Consider the following 19,974-nt stretch of genomic DNA (forward strand, 5'->3'; position numbering starts at 1 on the left):
ATGCTGAAATTCCTGATGGCGCCGGCAACCCGTCGCGCGGTGTGGGAAGCGATTGTCCTGGTCGGCGTCGGACTGCTGATTATGCTGGCCGGACCGCTCATGGCATTCGACGGCGCGCGGCCCCTGGCGGATCTGGCCGCGCGATGGCGGACGCTCGCCGTCATCATCGCCTTATGGCTGCTGGCGCGCTGGTTGCCGCGCCTCCTCTATTGGCGCCGGCAAAAACGGTTGTTCCGGCGGTTGGCCGGCGCCGATAGCGCCTCATCGACACAGCGCAGCGAAGAACGCCTGTTGCCCGACAGTTTCAAACGCACCTTCCGCCTGCTGCGTCATCGCCAATTTGGCGGCGGTGGCCCGCTGCGGCGTTACTGCCGGCGGTTCGGCAAAGGGTATGTTTATCAATTGCCCTGGTTTTTGGTCTTGGGCACCGACGCCAGCGGTAAAAACAAAGCCCTGCAGAACGCCGGCCTGGACTATTATCATTCTCTCCAAGAGATCAACAGCTTATCGCTGGAAGACAAGCCTGATAATCATTGCGATTGGTACCTGACTTCCCATGGCGTGCTGTTAAGCCCCGCCGGCGCGTATTTGCAGGATGGCAACCGCTATTGGCGGCAAATGATAGACCTATTGAGCCGCTACCGCGCCCGTCAGCCCATCAATGGCGTGGTGCTGGCCATAAACGCGCAGGATGTGCTGCATGCCTCGCCGGACGGGCAGTATCGGCAGGCCGTGCTATTGCGCAAGCGCCTGGTGGAGTTGCGCCGGCGCTTCAAAATCGATTTTCCCCTCTATTTCATGATGACCAAAACCGATTGCCTGCCGGGGTTCAGCCACTATTTCAGCCGGTACGACGGCCCCGACCTGGAACAATGCTGGGGAATGACCTTGCCCTGGCCTGGCGGCATGCAACCGGAGATATCGCTACGGCAGGCGCTGGACGAGGGATGGGATCGATTGCAAACCCGGTTGAACGCCGCGCTGGCCGATACGCTGGCGGCGGAGCGGGATCCGTGGCAACGGGCGCAGATACTGGCTTTTCCTCAAGCATTCGCCGCCTTGCGGCCGCAATTGTTGCGCAACCTGTCGACCATCTGCCTTCCATCGGGCGACGGGCCGGCACTTTCGCCCCGCGGACTGTTTTTCACCAGCGCCAATCAGAAAGACGGCGGCAAGACGGCCTGTCCAATCCCCAGGGATAACATTTTCGATTACAGTTACGCGCCGCAAGATCAGCGATTTGCCTGGGACGAGCAAGAGACTCCCGCGCCCCAGAGCTACTTCCTCAAGTCGTTATTTCGGGAAATCGTCCTGGCGGAGGGCGGACTGGCGGGCCGCAACCGATGGGCCGCCTACCGCCGCCGGCTGGCGACGGCGGCTGGTTGTTCGCTGCTTTTGCTTACAATCGGCCTGGCTGTCGGCGGATCACTGCGCAGCTACCGCCATAATCTGGACTATCTGGCGCGGGTGGAGGAAAAAATCGAGGCGTTGGCCCGGCAAAGCGCACGGCTCGATTTTAACCAAGGCGCCGGTCTGGCCGATTTGGTGCGCTTTCTGGACGACCTGCGGCGGTTGGTATGTCTCGACGGTTTCGACCCGGCGCACCCGCCGTTGGATTACCGAATGGGGATGTATCGCGGCGAACAGATGGCCAGCGCCGGCGAGTCGCTTTATCAACATGCGCTGAAACGGTTATTACTGCCGCTGGCGGCCCAGCATATCACCCGACTGCTTTATCAGATTGATTTCGACGATGCCGAACTGACTTATGGGGCATTGACGGCTTACCAGATGCTTTATCAGCCGGATCATTATGATCGCGATGGCTTATTGGCTTGGCTGACGGACACCCTGCCGGCCATGCCGGACGTCGCCGAGCTTGACGAGGCGCGGCGTGAACGGCTACGGCGGCATTTAGGACATTTGCTGTCCAGCGGCCCGCCGGCGTCCCCTTATGTCAAGGATACGCGGCTGGAGCGGGCCGCGCGGCAAGCCGTGCAGAAAACCGCGCTACCGGTGCGGGCCTATGCCCGGTTAAAAAACCGGTTGTTGCAGGACGATCGTTTTACGGCCATCAGCCTGACCGAGCTGGCGGGCGAACAGGGCGACTGGGTTTTCGAGCGCAAGAGCGGACTGGCGAATTATGAACCCCTGCCGGGTTTTTATACGCCGGAAGGCTATTGGTTGGGCGTCAATGCCCAGGCGCGGGCGGTAGTGGACGAGTTGGCGGCGCAGGACGGCTGGGTATTGGGCCATGCCCCGTCCGGCGATGGGGCGGCGATGGCGGATCAGGTCCGGCTACTGTATATGAACGATTTTATCCGGCAATGGGAGCAATTTCTTGGCGATATCACCATAAAGCCCAGCCTGAGCCTACACCAGCGTATCGGTTATGTCCGTGTATTATCCGGCGACCAATCGCCGTTGCGCGAGCTTTTGCTCAATATCGGCCGGACAGTGTCGTTGCCCGCGCCCCAGACCGGGGAATTCCCGGCGGGCGTCGGCGAGCTGGGTCAGGAAACCCGGCGCGTTTTCAACCGGATGTTCGCGCGCGCGCAACCGGACCCGGGAACCGCCGCCCCGGAGCAGATGGCCAGAAACCATTTCCGGGATATCATCGCGTTGACGCGGTCGCCCCAGCCCGGCAGCGACGGTGTATCCTTCGGTAATGTCCTTAAAGGGCTGGACAGTCTTTATCATTATCTGGTGGCCCTGGATGTCGACGACAACGCCGCCGGGCGTCAAGACGCGATTTTGACGCGTCTGCGGGCTGACGCCCTGAGGCTACCCGCGCCGTTTCGTCAATTGGTGCTTACGCTGGTGAGCGAGGCCGGCGACGATGCCCGGCACCAGACCATGCAGCGGCTGTATCGGTTGTTCGACCTACAAATCGCCGGTTTTTATCAATTCGCGTTGAAGGGCCGCTATCCCCTGGCGCCAAACGGCAAACAAGATATCAGCCCGGATGATTTCGCCCACATGTTCGCGCCGGGCGTCGGCCTGGCCGACCGATTTTTCGATCGCTATCTGGCGGATAAGATCAACACCCGCGAACAGCCTTGGCGTTTTATGCCCTGGGCTCAGGCCGACGGCTCGCCGGGAGAAAAACAACTGCTGGCCTTTTTCCAGGCCGCCGCCGCCATCCGGGACGCTTTTTTTCGCCAAGGCGGCCAGGGGCCTTCCTTTTCTTTCACCCTGCGGCCGTTATCCATGGATAACCGCATCATCAGCCTGGAGATGGATATCGATGGGCAACCGGTTGCCTACCATCACGGTCCGCCGGCGGTATTTCATCTGAACTGGCCGGGCCTGGCGCGCGCCTTTCAGGCGCAAGCGACGCTAACCCTAAGCAGCGGCGCGACCAAGACCGTGCGAACCGAGGGCCCCTGGGCCTGGCACCGGCTGCTGGCCAATGCCGGCGCCCGTTGGGATGGCCGGCACATCGCCAGCCGGGCCGTTTTTATGCTGAACGGCAGCAAGGCCACGCTTGAGATCGTCGCCGACAGCGCGCGCAATCCCTTCGCGCTACCCCCCCTGGACGACATAATGCAACAGGAGACAATGTGAAACTCGAGGCATTGCTGGCCCCCGTCAGCGCAACCCAACCTTGCGGCGAAAATCTGGAATACGACGCCGAATGCCTGCATATGCTGCAAATGGCGCGCGGCAAGCCTGAACAACAATTTGGCGACACCCTGATTGCGGCGCAGGAACCGGATTGGCGGCAGGTGGAATTGACCGCGCTGCGGCTACTGGCCCGTAGCAAGGATTTGCGCATCCTGTTGCCGCTGGCCCAGGCTTGGACCGCGCAGCGCGCGCTGGCGGGCTATGCCGACGGCCTGGCTTTGATTGCCGGCGCGCTGGAACGCTATTGGGAATCATTGTTGCCCGCGCTTTGCCAGGACGGGGAACCGGATCCGTTCATGCGTATCAACGCCCTGCGTGAATTGGGCGAGGGTTTTACGCTAACCCGGCTAGTGCGGCGCAGCCCCTTTTTGCGCGTAGACGGCTGCAGCCTGACGGTGGCCGAAACCTTGCGCGGCCTGGAAGACGGCGGCGGGGAAAGCCGGTATGCCGGCGGTCCGGCGCGTTTACAACAAGCCGTTCGGCGGGGAATCAGCCCGCACGCCCGTCATATCGCCCCGGCCATCGCCGCCGCGAAACGGATTCTGGATATTCTGCGCCGGCGCCTGGGCGAGGGCGCATTACCGGAAATGCCGGCCTTGCTGGCATCGCTGGAAAGTTTGGCGCCCGAACACGCCTCGGCGCCGGCCGGCGATGACGAACCGTCCATCTCAGACGCCGCGTCCAAGGATTCGCTTTGTCCGGCCGGCCGGCGTGACGGCGGCGCATGGCGCGAGATCGCCACACGGGAAGAGGCTGTCCGGGCGCTGGCGCAAGTGAAGCGCTATTTCTCCCGGTTCGAGCCTGGTCATCCGGCGCCCTTGTTGCTGGCGCGCATTGAGCAACTGATGGGGCAGGATTTTATGGGAATTATCGGTAATCTGGCGCCGTCGGCGGTAGCGCAATTCGAACAGGTGCTGGGCGGTCACGGCCGGGAATAAATATCCATTTTATCAAATAGTTACGTTGTATTGCCGCAGCGGGCGGGCGATCTTTCACATCACGGCCAACCCGGTGACCGAAGGCAAACGCGGCCGGCGGTCGGCGACGTAAAGTAGGACGAGTTTATTTTGTCAGTCATGGAGCGTTGTAATACATATGGATCACACCAATAGCGGACAGAAATTCCTGGCTCGCAATCGCGCGCCGCGGGTGCAGATTGAATACGAAGTCGAGCTGTACGGAACGGAACGCAAAGTTCAGCTACCGTTTGTCATGGGCGTTATGGCCGATATCGCCGGCCGGGGCGAAAACCCGCCGCCACGGTTGGACGAACGCAAATTTCTTGAAATCGACACGGATAATTTCCATGAACGGATGAAATCGCTGCAACCGGGCGTGGATTTCCGGGTGGCGAATACGCTTACCGGCGAAGGCGAACTGTCGGTCAGGATGACGTTCAGCCATATGGACGATTTTCTGCCGGATGCCATCGCGCGCCAAATCGATCCGTTGCGTGGTTTGCTGGAAGCCCATGTCCATTTATCTAACCTGTTATCTTATATTGATGGCAAGCATAGCGCCGAGGAGTGGATTGCCTCGCTGTTGGCCGATCGTGAATTGTTGCGTCTGCTGGCCGCCGCGCCGATAGCGGACATCACGCCGGCCGCCGGCCGCTCCGCGCAATGGGAGGGGGGCGCCGCGGCGTTGGTTAAGGAAACCGAAACCGTCGCCGAAGATTGCTCGCCGCCGCCTTTACACGCTTGCCGCGCCAGCTTGGAAGCGCAGTTCCGGCCCCGCAGCGAACAGGCGTGCGACGCCATCGCGGCGGCGGTGAAAACCTTGGCCGAGCAAACGCTGGAACACGACATACCGCTGTCCGGCAATGCATTCTGCACGATTCAGGATGTGATCGCCGCCGTTGACGACAAGATGACGCGGCAAATCAATCTTATTTTGCATCATCCCGATTTCCAGCGGCTGGAGGGGGCCTGGCGGGGTCTGCACTACCTGGTAAGCCACACCGAAAGCAACGAAATGCTGAAAATCCGGGTTATGGCCGTAAGCAAAACCGAACTCGGCCAGGTGCTCAAACGCTATAAAGGCGCCAGTTGGGATCAAAGTCCGATATTCAAGCGTATCTACGAAGAAGAATACGGTCAGTTCGGCGGCGAGCCCCTGGGGTGCCTGGTGGGCGATTATTATTTCGACCATAGCCCGCAGGATGTCGAACTGCTCGGCGAAATGGCCAAAATCGCCGCCGCCGCCCATTGCCCGTTTATCAGCGGCGCCTCTCCCGGCATAATGCAAATGGATTCCTGGCAGGAGCTGTCCAACCCCCGCGATTTGGGCAAGATTTTTCTCAACACCGAATATGCCGCCTGGCGGATGTTGCGCGAAATGGAGGACGCCCGTTATCTCGGATTGGTTATGCCGCGGATGCTGGCGCGCCTGCCTTACGGTATCCGCGCCAATCCGGTGGCGTCGTTCCTGTTTGAAGAGGAAACCGACGGCCCGACACACGCCAATTATGTCTGGAGCAATGCCGCCTATGCCATGGCGGTGAATATTAACCGCTCGTTCCGGGAGTATGGCTGGTGTACCTCAATAAGGGGCGTGGAATCCGGCGGCGCGGTGGATAATCTACTCTGCCATGCCTTTCCCACCGATGACGGCGGGCTGGACATCAAATGTCCAACCGAAATCGCCATCAGCGATAGACGGGAAGCCGAGCTGGCGAAAAACGGTTTCATGCCGCTGGTCTACCGCAAGAACTCCGATTTCGCCGCGTTTATTGGCGCCCAGTCCTTACAAAAACCCATGGAATACGACGATGCCGATGCGACCGCCAACGCCAATCTGGCCGCTCGGCTGCCCTATCTGTTCGCCTGTTGCCGTTTCGCGCATTACCTCAAATGCATCGTGCGCGACAAAGTCGGGTCTTTCCAGACACGCGGTGATATGGAGCGCTGGCTGAACAACTGGATTATCAATTACGTGGATGGCGATCCGGCGAATTCCTCGCAAAAAACCAAAGCGCGTCGGCCCTTGGCGGCGGCGGAAGTCCAAGTGTGCGAACTGGCCGACAACCCGGGGTATTATCAGGCCAAGTTTTTCTTGCGCCCCCATTACCAACTGGAAGGATTAACGGTGTCTTTACGGCTGGTGTCCCGATTGCCGTCGCTGAAACAGCCTGGTCAGGCCTAAGTCATTAACCGCCGCGCAAATCGGCGGCGGATCGCCGGCCCGGACTATGGTCGGGCCCGTTTTTGTCAGGAGCAATAGTGATGCACAACAGTATTTATTTACAGGTGGAAGGGGTAACCGGCGAAGCGAAGGATGCCAGGCATCAGGGGTGGATTGATATCCAGACGTTTCAGTGGCAGTTACGCCAGCCCACCGAAACCGGCGTCGGCGGTGGAGGGGGCAGCGGCAGGCTGGTGGTTCGGGATCTGGATGTGTTCGCGCGGATGGACAAGGCGATGCCGACGCTAATGACGCTCGGCGCCGAGGGTAAACGCCTCAATACGGTGAGTCTGGTGGTGTGCAAGGCCGGCAGCGAACAGGATGAATATCTGAAAATTATTTTGAAAAACGTCATCCTGAGCAGCATCGAGATGACGAAACATATTGGCGGCGATGGCGTCGAAGGCGGCGCCGTCGCCGCGGGCGATATTGGCGTTCGCTACCGTTTCTCCCCGTCGCTGGTGGAGGTGAATTATCACGAGCAGGACGAAAATGGCAGCCCGGGACCGCAGGTTACCTTTAACTGGGATGTCAAAGGCAATACGCACTAATTGATGCGCCGGCCCCGGCGCCACCAAGGCATAGGAGAAAATGAATGCCTGAGTTTCCCATTGACGCGCCCCCCAGGGATAACGATCACCGTCCGGTGAAAGACGAGGATGAGCTGTGGTCCGGGCTTTGCCGTGATTTGTCGCTACCCCGGCCCGAACCGGCCGAGGATGCGCTTTCGGATTTATTGTTCGGTTCATCCACGCCGGTAGCGGATGAAAACCCCGTCAGTGGCGGTAAGAGACGGCGATCGTCCGGGGACGACAATGTTTCCTGGCAAGGCGGAGTAGGGGATCCCATGTCCTCGCCGCCCGGCGTGGGCATCGCCACGGACAGCCGCGATCCGCTATATTGGTTCGCCGCCGGGGACGCGGGGAGTCTGGCGGCGTTGGATGCCGATGCCGAGCGGGTGGCCACGACCCTCGAGCCTGATGCCCAACGGCGACGGCAGGCCATGGCCGCCGCGCTGAACGCATGCTACAGGCGGGTGTTGGCGCTTTTTGACCCAGATGACGGCTTACGCCCGGCGAGAGCCGAGCGTGGCTGGCGGCGCTTGGGCGCCCGCCGACGTCAATGGCGGGATTATTGCAAATACCATCAACGATTGCGCCGGGACTCGGATAGCCAGGCCGATAACCTGTTCGAATCGGTGTTTTTGCCGGCCTATGAACAGCGATTGCGCGATAACGAACACGCTCTCGCCGTCCATTCGCCGACAAACGATATCGCCAATGCGCTTACGCCGCCGATACGCTGAAAAACCGGTATGTTGTCCGGATAGGCCGGAACATCCTCAATATTACCGCGTTGGCGTGGGATGACGGCGGAAATCGCGGCGATCCTGCCCGCCGATATTGTGTCCCAGCCAGCAATTCTGCCCCAGGCGGTATGGCCGGCCTAAACAACAGCCCTGATAGTGGTTGTGATTGAGAATCAATTCCACCTCCCACCGGTAGTCGAGTCCGAGATATTGCCGTACCCATTCGGCCAATACCTCCGGTCCACCGTTACGCCTCGCCCGGTGTGACGCGGTCTCTTTCAGGAAATGACCATATTGCCGCCAGGACAACGGCCCCAGCAGAACTCGGAAACTGAATTGCCGGTCCGGTATGGCCAGTCCAAGACAACTGCCCCGCCCCAACGGGGCGGCGCCGGAGGATAGGCGCAGCTGTTGATGACGGGGCAGCGGTAGCCAATGGAAAAGATTTTCGCGGATATCGACTGGAACGCCGAAATAATGCGTCAGCATCTGCGCGAGACCGCCCCGGTTGCGCGTATGGCGGCTGAAATGGCCGGCCATGTAATAGCGGGCCGCCGGCGGTAAACCGCCGTCCCCGCCATCCCGCCGTGAGGCAAGACCGTCGCCGGCAAGACAGGCGGCGAAGCGGTCGAACCGGCGGTTATCCGGCCGATCAAACGAAATACAGGGTTGCGCATCGGCCCATGCCCGATAAAAAAGGGTAATAAGACGGTGATGAAAAAGGTCGGTGAAAGCCGCAAGTCCGGCGTCGTTATTCTGTTGTCCTCGCTGCTGGACATATTCGGTAAGCGCCAGCGGTAAAGGGCCGTCGGGACCAAACAGGCCGAAACCGTGAATATCGATACGTTGTCGGCCGGTGGCGTCCGGTGTAACGGCGGCGATCTGGCTGGGGGCGAAAACCATTGTCGGCCGCTGGCCCAACCTCACCGGTTCATGGCGAGGCAGGGGCGCGCGCCCCAGAGGGTAACCGCCGCCCGCTCGGGCATCCAATCGCCGCAACACGGGAAAAAGTGTAAAGCGCCAGGGGGATTTCGCCACCGCGTGAAGTAAAGCGCCGGCGCGCGCTTTGGGCGGCGTCGGCGATAGGCCCGATGGCGGGAGGCGGCGCAGGGAAATGATTCTCATCCTGGCCTCCGCGACGACCTTGTTCGGCGGGTTGGCACGATCATAGGGAGCGTTCCAGGGTTGTGTGTCCCGGCCAATGTCCGATGATTCCCCGTTGCGGGCTGACCAGCGTGGTATCGGCGAAACTGTTGACGGCGGCGAGCTGGTCGAACAAACGCGCCAGCACGCTGCCCAGCAGCCAGGCTCCGGCGCCGGAAAACGCCTGTTCATCCAGGGTAAGCTGAATATGGACGCCGCGGGCATACATGGCGGGCGGCGCCAGCAACCGGTAACAAGGTTGCCGACGGCATTCGAGCAGCGCGCCGATCGGCGGACTGGCGATATGGCCTGCCTGTCCGGCCAATAATTGCAACAAACGCCGTAGCGTATCCACCCCCTTATCGTCTGTCCCGTTCAGCAGACTGGAAATGTCCGCAAACAACAGGTTAATCAACTGCCAACATTCCCGGCCTTGCGCCGGAGCAGGGCAAGGCGAACTGGGGCCGTGAATCATTCGCGCCCGCCGAATGGGCAGCGAATCCCGCGCGGTCAGTTCGCCCGAATGCCCGTGGCCGGGTTGCAGCGGCAGATGACGATTGGAACAAAGCACATCGGCGTTGAGATAGCGCAAATCATCATGCCGGGGGGGATGCGCCTCGTCGGCCAGGGAGACAAAGACTTCCGAGCCGTCATAACCCGCGTGGGGCCCTGACGGGCCGGCAACACCGCGCCACAGATACGGCTCCCGCCGCAAGGTATACCAGGCGCGGTTGTTTGTGTCGTCTGCGTGGCGCACCTCATACATCGGCCTGAACTCTTGCTGATAGCCGTGATAGCCGCTGCCGTACAAACTCAGTACCGAATGGATTTCGTAGTCCAACGGCCGCAGTTTATCCGCCACCAATGGGTAATCGGTCTGCCGCGCGTTCAGCACGACGCGTTCGACGCTGCGTGGAAACAGGTTGATTACCGGCGTGCAATGCAGCGCCAAATGCGCATTATCGATCCTGCGCTCCAATTCCGGCACGGCTTTGCCCAGCAGCAGGAAAATCTCCCACCGCCGATGTTTGCCGCCCCGCGACAGCAGAGGTTGCAGGCCGCTGACACTGAAAAAACGAAAACGGGCGGGAAAATGAAAATACTCCCGCGCCAGGCGATAGCTGTCCAGATGACGGGGATCGCGCGGCAACAACGCCTGATCGCCGGCGAAACCCTCATGACGAAGCGCCGAGGCATTCAGCGACAAGGACAGGGCAGGATCGTCGACAATCCTGCAATAGATGTCCTGGGTGTGTTGTATCAGTAACTCCATCAATTGTCCGGCCTGCATATCGTCGCCGGCGAGGTAAAATGTCAATTGATCGCATTGCATCCGCTCCAGGGCCACATTGTCGATACTGCGCAATTCAATGCGCAGCGCGCTGACGATGCCGCCGTGGTTCGGCGCGCTTCGGCGCAATTCCGCCGGGATGCCGCCCAGCGACACCTGCTCGATAACGAGCGGTTGCAGCATGACATCGTGGGCGGTACGGTAGCGGCAATCGATGCCGGGGTTTTTGGCATCCCGGTAATCGAACAGGGTACCGCGCGGCACCGGGAAACCTTGGCTGATGTCGCCTTTGAGGTTGTCCGGCTGTAATTGCACGATCGCCATGGCCGGAATGCCGGCCAACGTATGCGGGTAGAGCATTTCCAGCAATTGTCGGGTAATCTGCGGAAACTCGTCATCCATCTTCATCTGAATACGCGAGGTCAAAAACGCGCAGCCTTCCATCAAACGTTCCACATAAGGATCGGCGATATCGTCGCCGCTCATGCCCAGATTACCCGCCGTATCCGGATGGCGCAGTGCGAATTCCGCGCCCATTTCCCGCAGCCAGGTTAATTCCCGCTGGTAATACGCCAATAAACGGCCATCCATAGGTATGTTATCCTTGTTCAGTGAGTCCGACATGGCCGCTCTCTAAATCCACCTGGCTGTAAAAGGTGAAATCCGCCGGTTCCGGCGACCCTCGGAGCCGGCCCTGAATCACAAATGACAGCAGGTACGGCGAGAGGGATTCCGACGATAGCGGGTCGATGTGCAAACCGTCCGCCGCAATTCTGGGCTCGAAACGCAGAATGGCTGTTTTGATGGCGGCGGCGATTTCCGGCGGGCCGAGCTCTGAGACCCGCTTGCCCGCCAGCGGTGGTAAACCGAATCGCAGCACGTTGCTGGCCAGATGGCCCTCGGTTGCCCATGTGTCGGGATAATGCGGCCGGGCGCAGTTAAGCAGTAATTGCAAATGGGCCCGCACCGAGTCGCGCATTATCCGCCGATCGTCGCCAACTGGCTGGTCAGGACCGGGCGGGATACCGGCCAGCCGCTCCAGCAGCAGCGGCGGGATCAGCCGGGTACGGCGGTAGGGGGCGCCGGCCGGCGGTTTGGCGGAAGTCGTCATAGCGGTTTCCTGACGTGTCGTTATGTTCGGTGTTTCAGCCCACATGAATCTGCTCGGCGTCCAGTTTGGCGATGGCTTCGGAAGTCATCAGCAAATGTTTGCCATGCAGTCGGGCGTAATCCTCCGCCTGGCAATCCCATTGCCCGACGCGGACGTGTTCGGTATGGGTCACTTTGCGCAACAGGCGTTGACTGATGGATACCGTGGTTTGCCAAACCGTTTCCAGGCTTTTGCCGGCCAGGGTGCAACGGGAAATCCAGGCCGATAGCGAACGGCCTTGATACGCCAGTTCCTTGATACGGCAATCTCCCCGGCCGCTGTCGATGGCTAACTCCCGGCTATCAAGGGATAGCGCGGCTGGCGTGGCCAGCGTCAGATCGCCTTGCGGCGCAATCCGCAAGGGGCCGGGAACGTCAAGCGTATAGGGCAAGCCGGCGTCGGTCCGTTCCAGGACCGCCAACAGCCAAAGCTGGGCGCCATTGCCGGCGATAAGCACCAAATCGCCGGTCTGCGGTTGCAAAAGGCAACTGGCGGCCTGACGGCACTGCCAGCCGCGCTGCTCGTGTTCGACGATAAAAAATCCTTCCGGCAGCGCATCGGCCACCCTCCCCACAGCCTGCGACGGGGGGGCCGCCGTCAGGGAAAAACGACTATGCCGCGTGTTCATAATGCTCTTGGCTACCTCTCTCAATGGATTTATGTCATTCCTGCTCTGGTCCCCCCCGCGGGAATTCAAGCCCGGGTATTTTCCCGCCAGCATTCCGCCGCATACAGGGCCTCATCCCTTTCCAGGATGCCCCGGCGATGGGAAAACACGCTTTGCCGTTGGTCGGCCCGGTGCAACAATGTCCGTTCAAAGCGGGCCTGGCGCAAATCCGCCGCGCGCATATCCGACCGGCTTAAATCCGCGTGGCGCAAATCGCAAGCGACCATTCGGCTATCGTTTAGGCAAGCTTGCCTGAAGAGCCCGTGACGCAGGGAACTGTGCGAAAAATCGGCCGAACGGAGATTGGCGCAAAGAAATTGCCCGTGGTCCAGTCGGCTGTGTCGGCAGCGGACGTCTTGCAAATCGCACGCGTTAAACAAGGCTTTTTCACCGTCTACCCCGTCCAAGCAGGCGTGTTGCAGCGCGGCGCCGCTGAAATTACATTGTGTCAGCCGGGATCCGGTGAAATCCGCCCCGTCCAGGGAATTATCGTTGAACTGGCAGCACAGAAATTGCTGATCGCGGTAATCATTTCCGCTGTGCCGGCAGCGAAAGAAGACGCTGCGCTCAAAGTGGTTGCCGCTGAAACGCGCGGCGCGCAGATCAAGTTGGAACAGTGTGGCGAGCAAAACCCGGCAATCACGAAAAACCGTCCGGTCGAAAAGGGTCCGGCAGAAATGCCAGTGCCGCAAGGTCGCCCGCTCAAAGCCGGCGCCCGCCAGGGAGCCTTCCAGCATCTGGCCGTCGCGCAGGTCGGCGGCGTGGAATAGGCCCTGCGCCAGGGAGCAATCGGTAAACAGCGTCTCTTCCAGAATGGCGTGACTGAAATCGGCTTGCGGCAGCAGACAATGGGTGAACCGGCATCGGCTGATCCGATGATGGCGCAGATTCGCCTGTTCCAGCCGGCAGCGCTCAAACAGGCATTCCTCCATCCGCCGGCCGGATGCGGCGAATTCGCGGAAGGTGACATTCACGAAAATCGCGCCGAGCAAATCCACCTCCGCCAGCGAGCCGCCATCCAACGTTACCGCCTCGATAATTTCGCCGCGGTGGATTTTGCGTCGCAGCGCCTGCGCAGATAGAGCGCCGCTCATGAAGCCGCTCCTTGTCCCGGCAGGGTTTTGCATTGCGCCAGGTAGGCGCCGTCTACTTGTGTCAATGGGTCCATAATGGCCTGGGATAGATCGGCGCGAAACAGGCAGGCGGCCCGCAAATCGGCTCCGTTTAGCCGGCTTTTCTGCAACAACGCGCCGCCGAGATCGGCCCGTTCCAGTCTGGCGCCGGACAAGTCGGTTCGGATAAACAGACAGTCACGGGCGTCCATGGCGGTTAATCGCGCGCCGGACAGGTCGGCCTCGCTAAAATCGCAGCCGCAGGCCTGCGCCCCGCTGAAGTCGCTGCCCGCCAGCATAATGCCGCGGAAATTGACGTGCCTGAGCCATCCATGACGAAAATCGCTCCGCCGGATTCGGCTATCGCCGGTAAAAACGCAGTCGGTTAGCCGGCCATGCTGAAAGCACACGCCGTCGAGGGCCGTGCCGATAAAGGCGCAATCCGTCAGTTGCGCGGCGCTGAAACTGCTGTCCGCCAGCGCGCCATGCAAAAAGCTCATTTGCGACATCCGGCTGTGGCTGAAATCCAGTTGTTCGGCATTCTGCTCCAGAAAAACACTGCGGGTGAAAACCGCGTGCCGAAAGCGGCAGTGGCGCAATCGCACCTGGCGGAACAGCATTCCCTCAATCACCGCGTGATCGAACCGGCAATGGGCGATATCCGCGCCCTGCAAGGGCGTTTCCGCCAGCCGGACAGCGGTAAACAGGCTGTCGCGGCACCGGGCGCCGGCCAGACAGGCGCCCTCCAGACGGCTGTGGTTCAGTGTGGCGCCGGACAGCGAGGCGTGGGCCAACATCGCTTCGCGCAGATCCGCATGATCCAGCCGGCAGTGATCCAGTATCGCGCCTTCCAGCAAAGCCTGGCGGAAATCGCCGCCGCGCAGATCCATGCCGCTTAAGTCGGCGCCGGTAAGATTCATTCCCTGGCAATGGCCGCCGCCCGCCAGTTGATCCCGAACCTGTCGCCGCAAACATTGCGAACTTCCCTGATCAAGGGCGGGCGCCGGTCCGCGGCTGTCGGCGGAATGCCGATAGAGCCAGTGCAGAGCGCTACGGGTATCCTGGTCCGGCGTCGCCACGGATTGCAACAGGCGCAGGTAACCGGCCGGCCCCGCGCCATCGTCCGAGGTTGAAGACTCGGCCTCCCGATCCGCCAGCGAAGCGGCTTTTCGCCTAGCCAGTTGTTGCAGCGTTTCGGCCTGGCGTGAGACATCCGCCATAAATTCCGACAAGCGATCCGGCGCGGGACGCGGCGGTAACTCGGCGGCCGGCTCGGACATCCCTTCCGACGGGCATGGGGGGCCGTCGTCCGCGGACCATGACGCGCGGACATTATCGCCGCGGCGGGCGAGCGCGGCGGATAACGGGCCGGGAGGGGAGCCAGGTCGGGTATCCAGCCAGGGAGCCATCAGAGCGGGCGTCATCAGATCCTGATCGCGCAAGGTATGGGCCGCGCCGGTTTTCTTGTCCAGACGCCGGTGGATAACCTCGCGGTAATGGGCCAGCGGTCTTGGTTCGCCAACCGATTCCATGGCCGCCGTGAGTTGCGCCACATCCGCCGCGTCATCCTGACCAATGGCGCAACCGCCGTGCCAGATCAACAGCATCCGGTCGCGATGGGGAAAAAACCATATTGTCGTGGCGCGTAAAGGGATCTCCTCCGGCGCCGAATCCTTGCTCGCGCCGCGAACGATAAAACAGCGGGCCCGCCAGAGCGGCAGGCTGCCCTGCTGTACAGGCCGGTCTGGATGCATATTGGCAATACGCCAGGGCGCGCCGGGCGGCAGAGCGTCGAGGTCGGGCCACCATTGATCCTGCTCGGCCCGATTGAACACGTGCCAGTCGATATCCCGGGCAAAGCCGGGAAAGCCTTGTTCCAGCCATCGGCGGTCGTAGCGTTTGCCTAATCGGCCAGTTTGCCGGGGCCAGGTAAAACCCAGCGGCCCAAAACCGGCGGGTACGGTGGCTCGCCGGCCTGGACCAAGCAGATGATCGGGATGTTCGATGCGCGGCAGCGGGTGGCGGCGGGCGCCATCAACCATCACTGGCGCCGCGCCGATGCCCAGGGGGTTCTCCGGTACGCCGGCGCCGCCATAGGCATTTTGCCAATCCAGCGGTAATTGGTCGAAGGGTAGAGGGTGGGTTGGCCGTCCGTCTCTCCAGAAACGTTCACCGGTGACCAGCAGGCTTTTCGCCAGCGATCCTACCCGGATGCTGGCCACGCAGGCCGTCTTATCGGACTGGTGACGGGTGTAGGCGTGGCCGGTGGCCAGGAATTCGGCGCAGGGCTTAGGGAAAACCATATCGACGGCCGCGGCGTCGCCGGTGAGTTCTTCGGCCGCCAATCGCCATAATTCGGGTTCGGGGAAAATCCGTGGCTTGGCGGACATATCCGCCAGCGCCAGTACCGCGACGCACAGCCGGTTTTCTCCCTGCCAGCGCCATGGACGGGTGAGCACGCCCAGGCGCAGGGGTTTGACAATTTTCATCACTGCGCGGTTATCTCCGCCGGGAAAATGGGATCAGCCGCGCGCATCGTTATCAGATAAAGATAGTGAGCGCGCTGGTATGCAGGCTAAGCAGCGTCGTGCGGATATCCAACTGACCCTGGGCGATATTGACGCCGACGGTTTCCATGCGCATGCCGGCGTTAGTCATATCGACCACATGATTCGACATCATGAGATTGCGGGTATGCAGGGCGGTTTGCGCCACCGCGATAGCCATGCCGTCAACGGTTTCCGAGGTGCCGGCCACGGTCAGGCGGGTGGCGGCCCGGGTCTCCGCCACCCCCTCGATTTTGCACACAAGCTTATCGGCGGTCAGGCGCGTCTCGCCGCCGCTTTGCAAAGCGACGTCGGCATCGGATCGGATTGTCAGATCGCCGCCGATATGCTCGCGGCTTTCGCCTTTGATCGTTCGACGGGCGTCGCCACCGATATGCTGTTTCATGTTGCGTGCCACGCGCAGAATAGCATCGCCGGCGACCTGGACGCTCCTGGTCCTGATATAGAGAATACGGATTGGCCGAAGCGATGTCGGCCGCGGCCCGCGGCCCGATCCCAGGGCATTGTCCGTCCGGTATCGGCGCAAGGCCGTATTACCGCTTTGCGCCTGCGGATCGTCGGCGGCAAGATGGTCGCCATAGATAATCCGCTTGCCGGCATCGAACATCAAATCCCGCCCGGCGCGCTGACTCAGCGTTTTCCCCGCGTGGCAATTCAGCGTTCCGCTGGCGGCGCGCTCAATATCGCCGGCCACCTGCCGGTAATCACCGCCATGGATGATGTCGGCGCGCCCGCCGGCGGTGACGACGCTGGTTTTGCCTTGCCGGAAGGTCTGTCTGTCGGGAGCGGCCTTCAGTATGGTGCAAGGGCCAAGATGGGCGTAGTCCGATTGGCCGGCAATGGTTTGGGTAAGATTGCCTTCAATGGCGCCCCGGTAATCGTTTTCCACCGACAGCCGCATATCCCGCTCGGCGTGCATGGCGAACATTTCACGGCCGGCGGCGTCTTCCAGGAACAGATAGCTGGCATTTTCCGGCCCGCCCTCGCCGCTACGGCTCATGAAACCCATTCTGGCGGCGTGCTCCGGCAACGCCCAGGGCGGCTGGGCATCCTCGTTGTAGACTCTCCCGGTGATAATAGGCCGATCCGGATCGCCGTTGATGAAATCGACGATAACCTCTTCGCCGACGCGGGGGACTTGTATGCTGCCGTATTTCCAGCCGGCCCAACCGCTGGAAACCCGCACCCAGCAGGCGCCGGTATCGTCTCCCGAGCCATGGCGGTCCCAGCGGAATTTGAGTTTGACGCGGCCGTATTTATCGGTCCAGATGGTTTTACCGGGTGGACCGGTCACTTCCGCCGTCTGCGGCCCCTGGGTTTTCGGCCAGGGGGTTTTTCGTGCCGGCCGCCAGGGCCGTTCGCACGGCATCGCCTCGAAGTCGGCGCTGAATTCGGCCCGTGCATTGTCTGTCTGGCGGGTATCGGCGTCCTCATCGCAAAAACGCGGGTCACTAAGGCGATAGCGCATGCCGAGCACCAGATAACCGCATTCGGCGGTCGGTATCGGCCCATCTGCCAGGGAAAAGGTGTGACCGGGCGACATACCGCGGGCGGTGGTGAGCCCGGTGATTTTTTGCTGGTTGGCGGCCAGGCGCTCTTGCCGGATCCGCGCCAGAAACCGCCCATGGTGGTTGTCGTGATGTCCGCCCGGCCAGTGGAAGATTTCCGCCATGCGGGCGGGCGGGGAGGCAGGGCGCGGACCGGCCTCCAGCAGGCGGGCGCGGGGACGGCGGAAATCGTAGTCATCCAGAATGCAGAGATCGGCGGTGACGGCGTGGGTGGCCGACCAAACCTGTATTCCCTCGCGCAAATCGGCCAAACCAAAGCCCGGTTGTTGAAAACGGATGTTCTCGTAGCCGTCGACGGGACGATGATTTTCCGGCGCGTCGCACAATACCATGACATGGCCGTCGGCCGCGTGCCGGAAATAATAATAAATCCCTTCATGCTCCATCAATCGGCTAATGAAATCGAAGGCGCTCTCCTGATACTGCACGCAATAATCGCAGGGTCGGTAATCGTGGGTAAGGGTATTTTCATAGCGGATGTGATGTTCATTTAGCAGGGATGTGACGATTTCCGGCAGGGTGCGCCCCTGCCAGATGCGGCAATCCTGGTTCAGGGCCAGACGCCACAAGGCCGGCCTGATTGAAAAGCGATAGCGGTGATAGCGTTCCCGGCACCCATGGCGACCGGCATACTCCGCCGTGGCGACCAGCCCCTGCAGGTAACGGCGGCCGCCGGATTCCAACTGTATCTCCAGCGCCATCTCCTGACCGGGAAATGCCGCCAGATCGTGGTCGGGGCGCTCGCTGAGACACTCCACGGTAAAGTGGAAAAGCGCGGATAGTTCTTCGCTGCCTTCCAGCCGGAGAAAAATGAAACGGGCGTCAAAATTGTTATTGATTGTTATGCGGTGACTATTCTTGTTTTCCATAATTGCCTGAGCCTGTTGCGACAATGCCTATATGGCGCGGGTGACCCGTCGGGTTGACGCTTATTCCACCAATCCCAGACGATGCGACCACAAAATGAGTTCGGTGGCCTTGTGTACGTCCAGTTTGCGCATGATATTCAGACGGTGGGTTTCCACGGTTTTGCAACTGATGGACAATCGCGCCGCGATATCCCGGTTGCCGGCGCCTTCGGCGATTTGCTTGAGCACCTGCCGCTCCCTTAACGTCAGGGAGAGCGATGGACTTTCCTGCTCAGCCATGAGCTGATCCACCCGGCGGGTTTCCAAAACGGGATCGATATAGCGCCGCCCGGCGCAGACGGCATCGACCGCTTCCAGCAAACGCCGCGCCGGACTGGTTTTCGCGACGAACGCCATGGCGCCCAGCCTGAAAACACGCGCCGCGTGATGTTCCCCCTGCCGGGATGTGTGCGCGACCACCCGCAGAGAAGGCCAGCGCCGCAGTAATTGGGTAATGACGTCTTCCCCTTCCATTCCCGGCAGCCCCAAGTCCAGGATGACGAGATCCGGCATGGTCTGACGGCATAATTGACTGACGTCCAGCCCATTACCGGCATGACCGACAATACGGTAAAACGCGTAAGGACGAAAAAGGGATTTAATCCCGGCGATAATTAATTCATGGTCATCAACGATTAGTATTTTTATAAATTGGCAATTATCGTTAGGCATAGAGCTCTTTATTTTCAGTTATCATTAATCATTGATGCCCATATACCCTGAATATGTCGCCTTGCCGCCGCGATGCAACTTGAATTATTTAGAGTATAAGTGGGTTATTGTTTCCCGATTTACTTAAATCGCCGCGATCATAGTCCATCAAATCAATAAAGCAAGCTGATTGCCATGAAGATATTCCCGTGTTTTGGTTATGTTTATATTCGTCAACCTTTCGGTGGTTTTCATTGACCGCGATCGCGCCATCGCCGCGGCGAGACAACATGTATTATTAAGACGGCGTCCGTTATTATTTCCACTAAAATCCGTGGCCGCGCGCCATAAAGCTGGCGTACAATTTATTGAATTCGAATGAATGAACAGAATGGGAGCGAGGAATGAAATTATTGCGTTACGGCGATTCCGGTGAAGAACGTCCCGGCATACTCGATAGCCAGGGCCGGATCCGCAGCCTGGAACACCATGTGGAAGACATAAGCGGCGCGGCCCTGCTGCCCGAGTCTTTGAACCGGCTGCGCGCCCTGGATTTGGAACGACTGCCGCTGGTGGACGGAACGCCCCGGCTGGGCCCCTGTGTCGGCGGGGTCGGCAAATTCGTCTGCATCGGGCTGAATTATGCCGATCATGCCGCGGAAACCGGCGCGGCCATCCCCGCGGAGCCCATCGTCTTCAGTAAGTGGACCAGCGCCATTATGGGGTTTGAGGGCCAATGGAACGAAACCGTACGCTAAGAAGGTAATTCATTGTTTAAATTGAAATTTAATGCTCTCA

At 60.6% G+C, this 19,974-nt stretch carries 13 protein-coding genes and 2 pseudogenes; 7 read left to right on the forward strand and 8 right to left on the reverse strand.

Annotation, left to right across the window (positions count from 1 at the left end; all coding sequences use genetic code 11):
- The 6 genes and pseudogenes from tssM (at nucleotide 1) to FCN80_RS18515 (ending at nucleotide 8,116) form a co-directional block, all read left to right on the forward strand.
- On the forward strand, nucleotides 1-3,567 hold the full coding sequence (gene tssM / locus FCN80_RS18495; protein WP_136991646.1) for a type VI secretion system membrane subunit TssM: 3,567 nt from the start codon (nucleotides 1-3) through the stop codon (nucleotides 3,565-3,567).
- Entirely contained in the window at nucleotides 3,564-4,565 is a 1,002-nt protein-coding gene (gene tssA / locus FCN80_RS18500) for a type VI secretion system protein TssA (RefSeq protein WP_136991647.1), read from the forward strand. The genes tssM and tssA overlap by 4 nt, the downstream gene beginning before the upstream one ends.
- Before the next feature lie 157 nt (nucleotides 4,566-4,722).
- Nucleotides 4,723-5,196 (forward strand): annotated as a pseudogene (gene tssB, locus FCN80_RS26935) (type VI secretion system contractile sheath small subunit); the annotation flags it as partial.
- A 144-nt stretch (nucleotides 5,197-5,340) separates the two neighbouring features.
- Nucleotides 5,341-6,771 carry a type VI secretion system contractile sheath large subunit gene (tssC, locus tag FCN80_RS18505; RefSeq protein ID WP_373880346.1) on the forward strand — a complete coding sequence of 477 codons (1,431 nt, stop codon included), beginning with the start codon at nucleotides 5,341-5,343 and terminating at the stop codon, nucleotides 6,769-6,771.
- Nucleotides 6,772-6,851: 80 nt separating this feature from the next.
- Entirely contained in the window at nucleotides 6,852-7,361 is a 510-nt protein-coding gene (locus tag FCN80_RS18510) for an Hcp family type VI secretion system effector (protein ID WP_136991649.1), read from the forward strand.
- A gap of 44 nt (nucleotides 7,362-7,405) precedes the next feature.
- Nucleotides 7,406-8,116, forward strand: coding sequence for a type VI secretion system-associated FHA domain protein (locus FCN80_RS18515; RefSeq protein WP_136991650.1), 711 nt, complete (start codon nucleotides 7,406-7,408; stop codon nucleotides 8,114-8,116).
- A gap of 42 nt (nucleotides 8,117-8,158) precedes the next feature.
- Here the strand turns inward: FCN80_RS18515 and tssG are convergent, their stop codons facing one another.
- The 8 genes from tssG to FCN80_RS18555 form a co-directional block, all read right to left on the reverse strand.
- Complete coding sequence (tssG, locus tag FCN80_RS18520) at nucleotides 8,159-9,244, reverse strand: type VI secretion system baseplate subunit TssG (RefSeq protein WP_136991651.1); 1,086 nt, start codon at nucleotides 9,242-9,244, stop codon at nucleotides 8,159-8,161.
- Nucleotides 9,245-9,284: 40 nt separating this feature from the next.
- Nucleotides 9,285-11,144: a type VI secretion system baseplate subunit TssF gene (gene tssF / locus FCN80_RS18525; RefSeq protein ID WP_136991652.1), complete on the reverse strand. Its 1,860-nt coding sequence runs from the start codon at nucleotides 11,142-11,144 to the stop codon at nucleotides 9,285-9,287.
- A 7-nt stretch (nucleotides 11,145-11,151) separates the two neighbouring features.
- Complete coding sequence (tssE, locus tag FCN80_RS18530; RefSeq protein ID WP_170975447.1) at nucleotides 11,152-11,664, reverse strand: type VI secretion system baseplate subunit TssE; 513 nt, start codon at nucleotides 11,662-11,664, stop codon at nucleotides 11,152-11,154.
- Nucleotides 11,665-11,698: 34 nt separating this feature from the next.
- A complete protein-coding gene (locus FCN80_RS18535) occupies nucleotides 11,699-12,331 on the reverse strand; it encodes a DUF3540 domain-containing protein (protein WP_136991654.1) in 633 nt (210 codons plus the stop codon).
- Between the two features lie 65 nt (nucleotides 12,332-12,396).
- Complete coding sequence (locus tag FCN80_RS18540) at nucleotides 12,397-13,464, reverse strand: pentapeptide repeat-containing protein (protein WP_170975448.1); 1,068 nt, start codon at nucleotides 13,462-13,464, stop codon at nucleotides 12,397-12,399.
- Nucleotides 13,461-15,971 carry a DUF2169 family type VI secretion system accessory protein gene (locus tag FCN80_RS18545; protein ID WP_230492777.1) on the reverse strand — a complete coding sequence of 837 codons (2,511 nt, stop codon included), beginning with the start codon at nucleotides 15,969-15,971 and terminating at the stop codon, nucleotides 13,461-13,463. The genes FCN80_RS18540 and FCN80_RS18545 overlap by 4 nt, the downstream gene beginning before the upstream one ends.
- Before the next feature lie 52 nt (nucleotides 15,972-16,023).
- Complete coding sequence (locus FCN80_RS18550) at nucleotides 16,024-18,486, reverse strand: type VI secretion system Vgr family protein (protein WP_136991657.1); 2,463 nt, start codon at nucleotides 18,484-18,486, stop codon at nucleotides 16,024-16,026.
- Nucleotides 18,487-18,546: 60 nt separating this feature from the next.
- Nucleotides 18,547-19,197, reverse strand: a complete 651-nt coding sequence (locus FCN80_RS18555) for a two component system response regulator (RefSeq protein ID WP_136991658.1) — start codon at nucleotides 19,195-19,197, stop codon at nucleotides 18,547-18,549.
- A gap of 383 nt (nucleotides 19,198-19,580) precedes the next feature.
- Between FCN80_RS18555 and FCN80_RS18560 the strand changes: the two are divergent.
- Nucleotides 19,581-19,901, forward strand: a pseudogene (locus FCN80_RS18560) (ureidoglycolate lyase); the annotation flags it as partial.
- Nucleotides 19,902-19,974: the final 73 nt, after the last annotated feature.

Origin of the sequence: Martelella alba (assembly GCF_005217455.1) — a bacterium.
Taxonomy (GTDB): Bacteria; Pseudomonadota; Gammaproteobacteria; order Enterobacterales; family Enterobacteriaceae; genus Acerihabitans.

What these genes read in the sequence shown, in the direction of transcription:
- tssM (WP_136991646.1), top strand. Translation starts at nt 1, where the DNA reads ATGCTGAAATTCCTGATGGCGCCGGCAACCCGTCGCGCGGTGTGGGAA.
- FCN80_RS18510 (WP_136991649.1), top strand. Translation starts at nt 6,852, where the DNA reads ATGCACAACAGTATTTATTTACAGGTGGAAGGGGTAACCGGCGAAGCG.
- FCN80_RS18515 (WP_136991650.1), top strand. Translation starts at nt 7,406, where the DNA reads ATGCCTGAGTTTCCCATTGACGCGCCCCCCAGGGATAACGATCACCGT.
- tssG (WP_136991651.1), bottom strand. Translation starts at nt 9,244, where the DNA reads ATGAGAATCATTTCCCTGCGCCGCCTCCCGCCATCGGGCCTATCGCCG.
- tssF (WP_136991652.1), bottom strand. Translation starts at nt 11,144, where the DNA reads ATGGATGGCCGTTTATTGGCGTATTACCAGCGGGAATTAACCTGGCTG.
- tssE (WP_170975447.1), bottom strand. Translation starts at nt 11,664, where the DNA reads ATGACGACTTCCGCCAAACCGCCGGCCGGCGCCCCCTACCGCCGTACC.
- FCN80_RS18535 (WP_136991654.1), bottom strand. Translation starts at nt 12,331, where the DNA reads ATGAACACGCGGCATAGTCGTTTTTCCCTGACGGCGGCCCCCCCGTCG.
- FCN80_RS18540 (WP_170975448.1), bottom strand. Translation starts at nt 13,464, where the DNA reads ATGAGCGGCGCTCTATCTGCGCAGGCGCTGCGACGCAAAATCCACCGC.
- FCN80_RS18545 (WP_230492777.1), bottom strand. Translation starts at nt 15,971, where the DNA reads ATGAAAATTGTCAAACCCCTGCGCCTGGGCGTGCTCACCCGTCCATGG.
- FCN80_RS18550 (WP_136991657.1), bottom strand. Translation starts at nt 18,486, where the DNA reads ATGGAAAACAAGAATAGTCACCGCATAACAATCAATAACAATTTTGAC.
- FCN80_RS18555 (WP_136991658.1), bottom strand. Translation starts at nt 19,197, where the DNA reads ATGCCTAACGATAATTGCCAATTTATAAAAATACTAATCGTTGATGAC.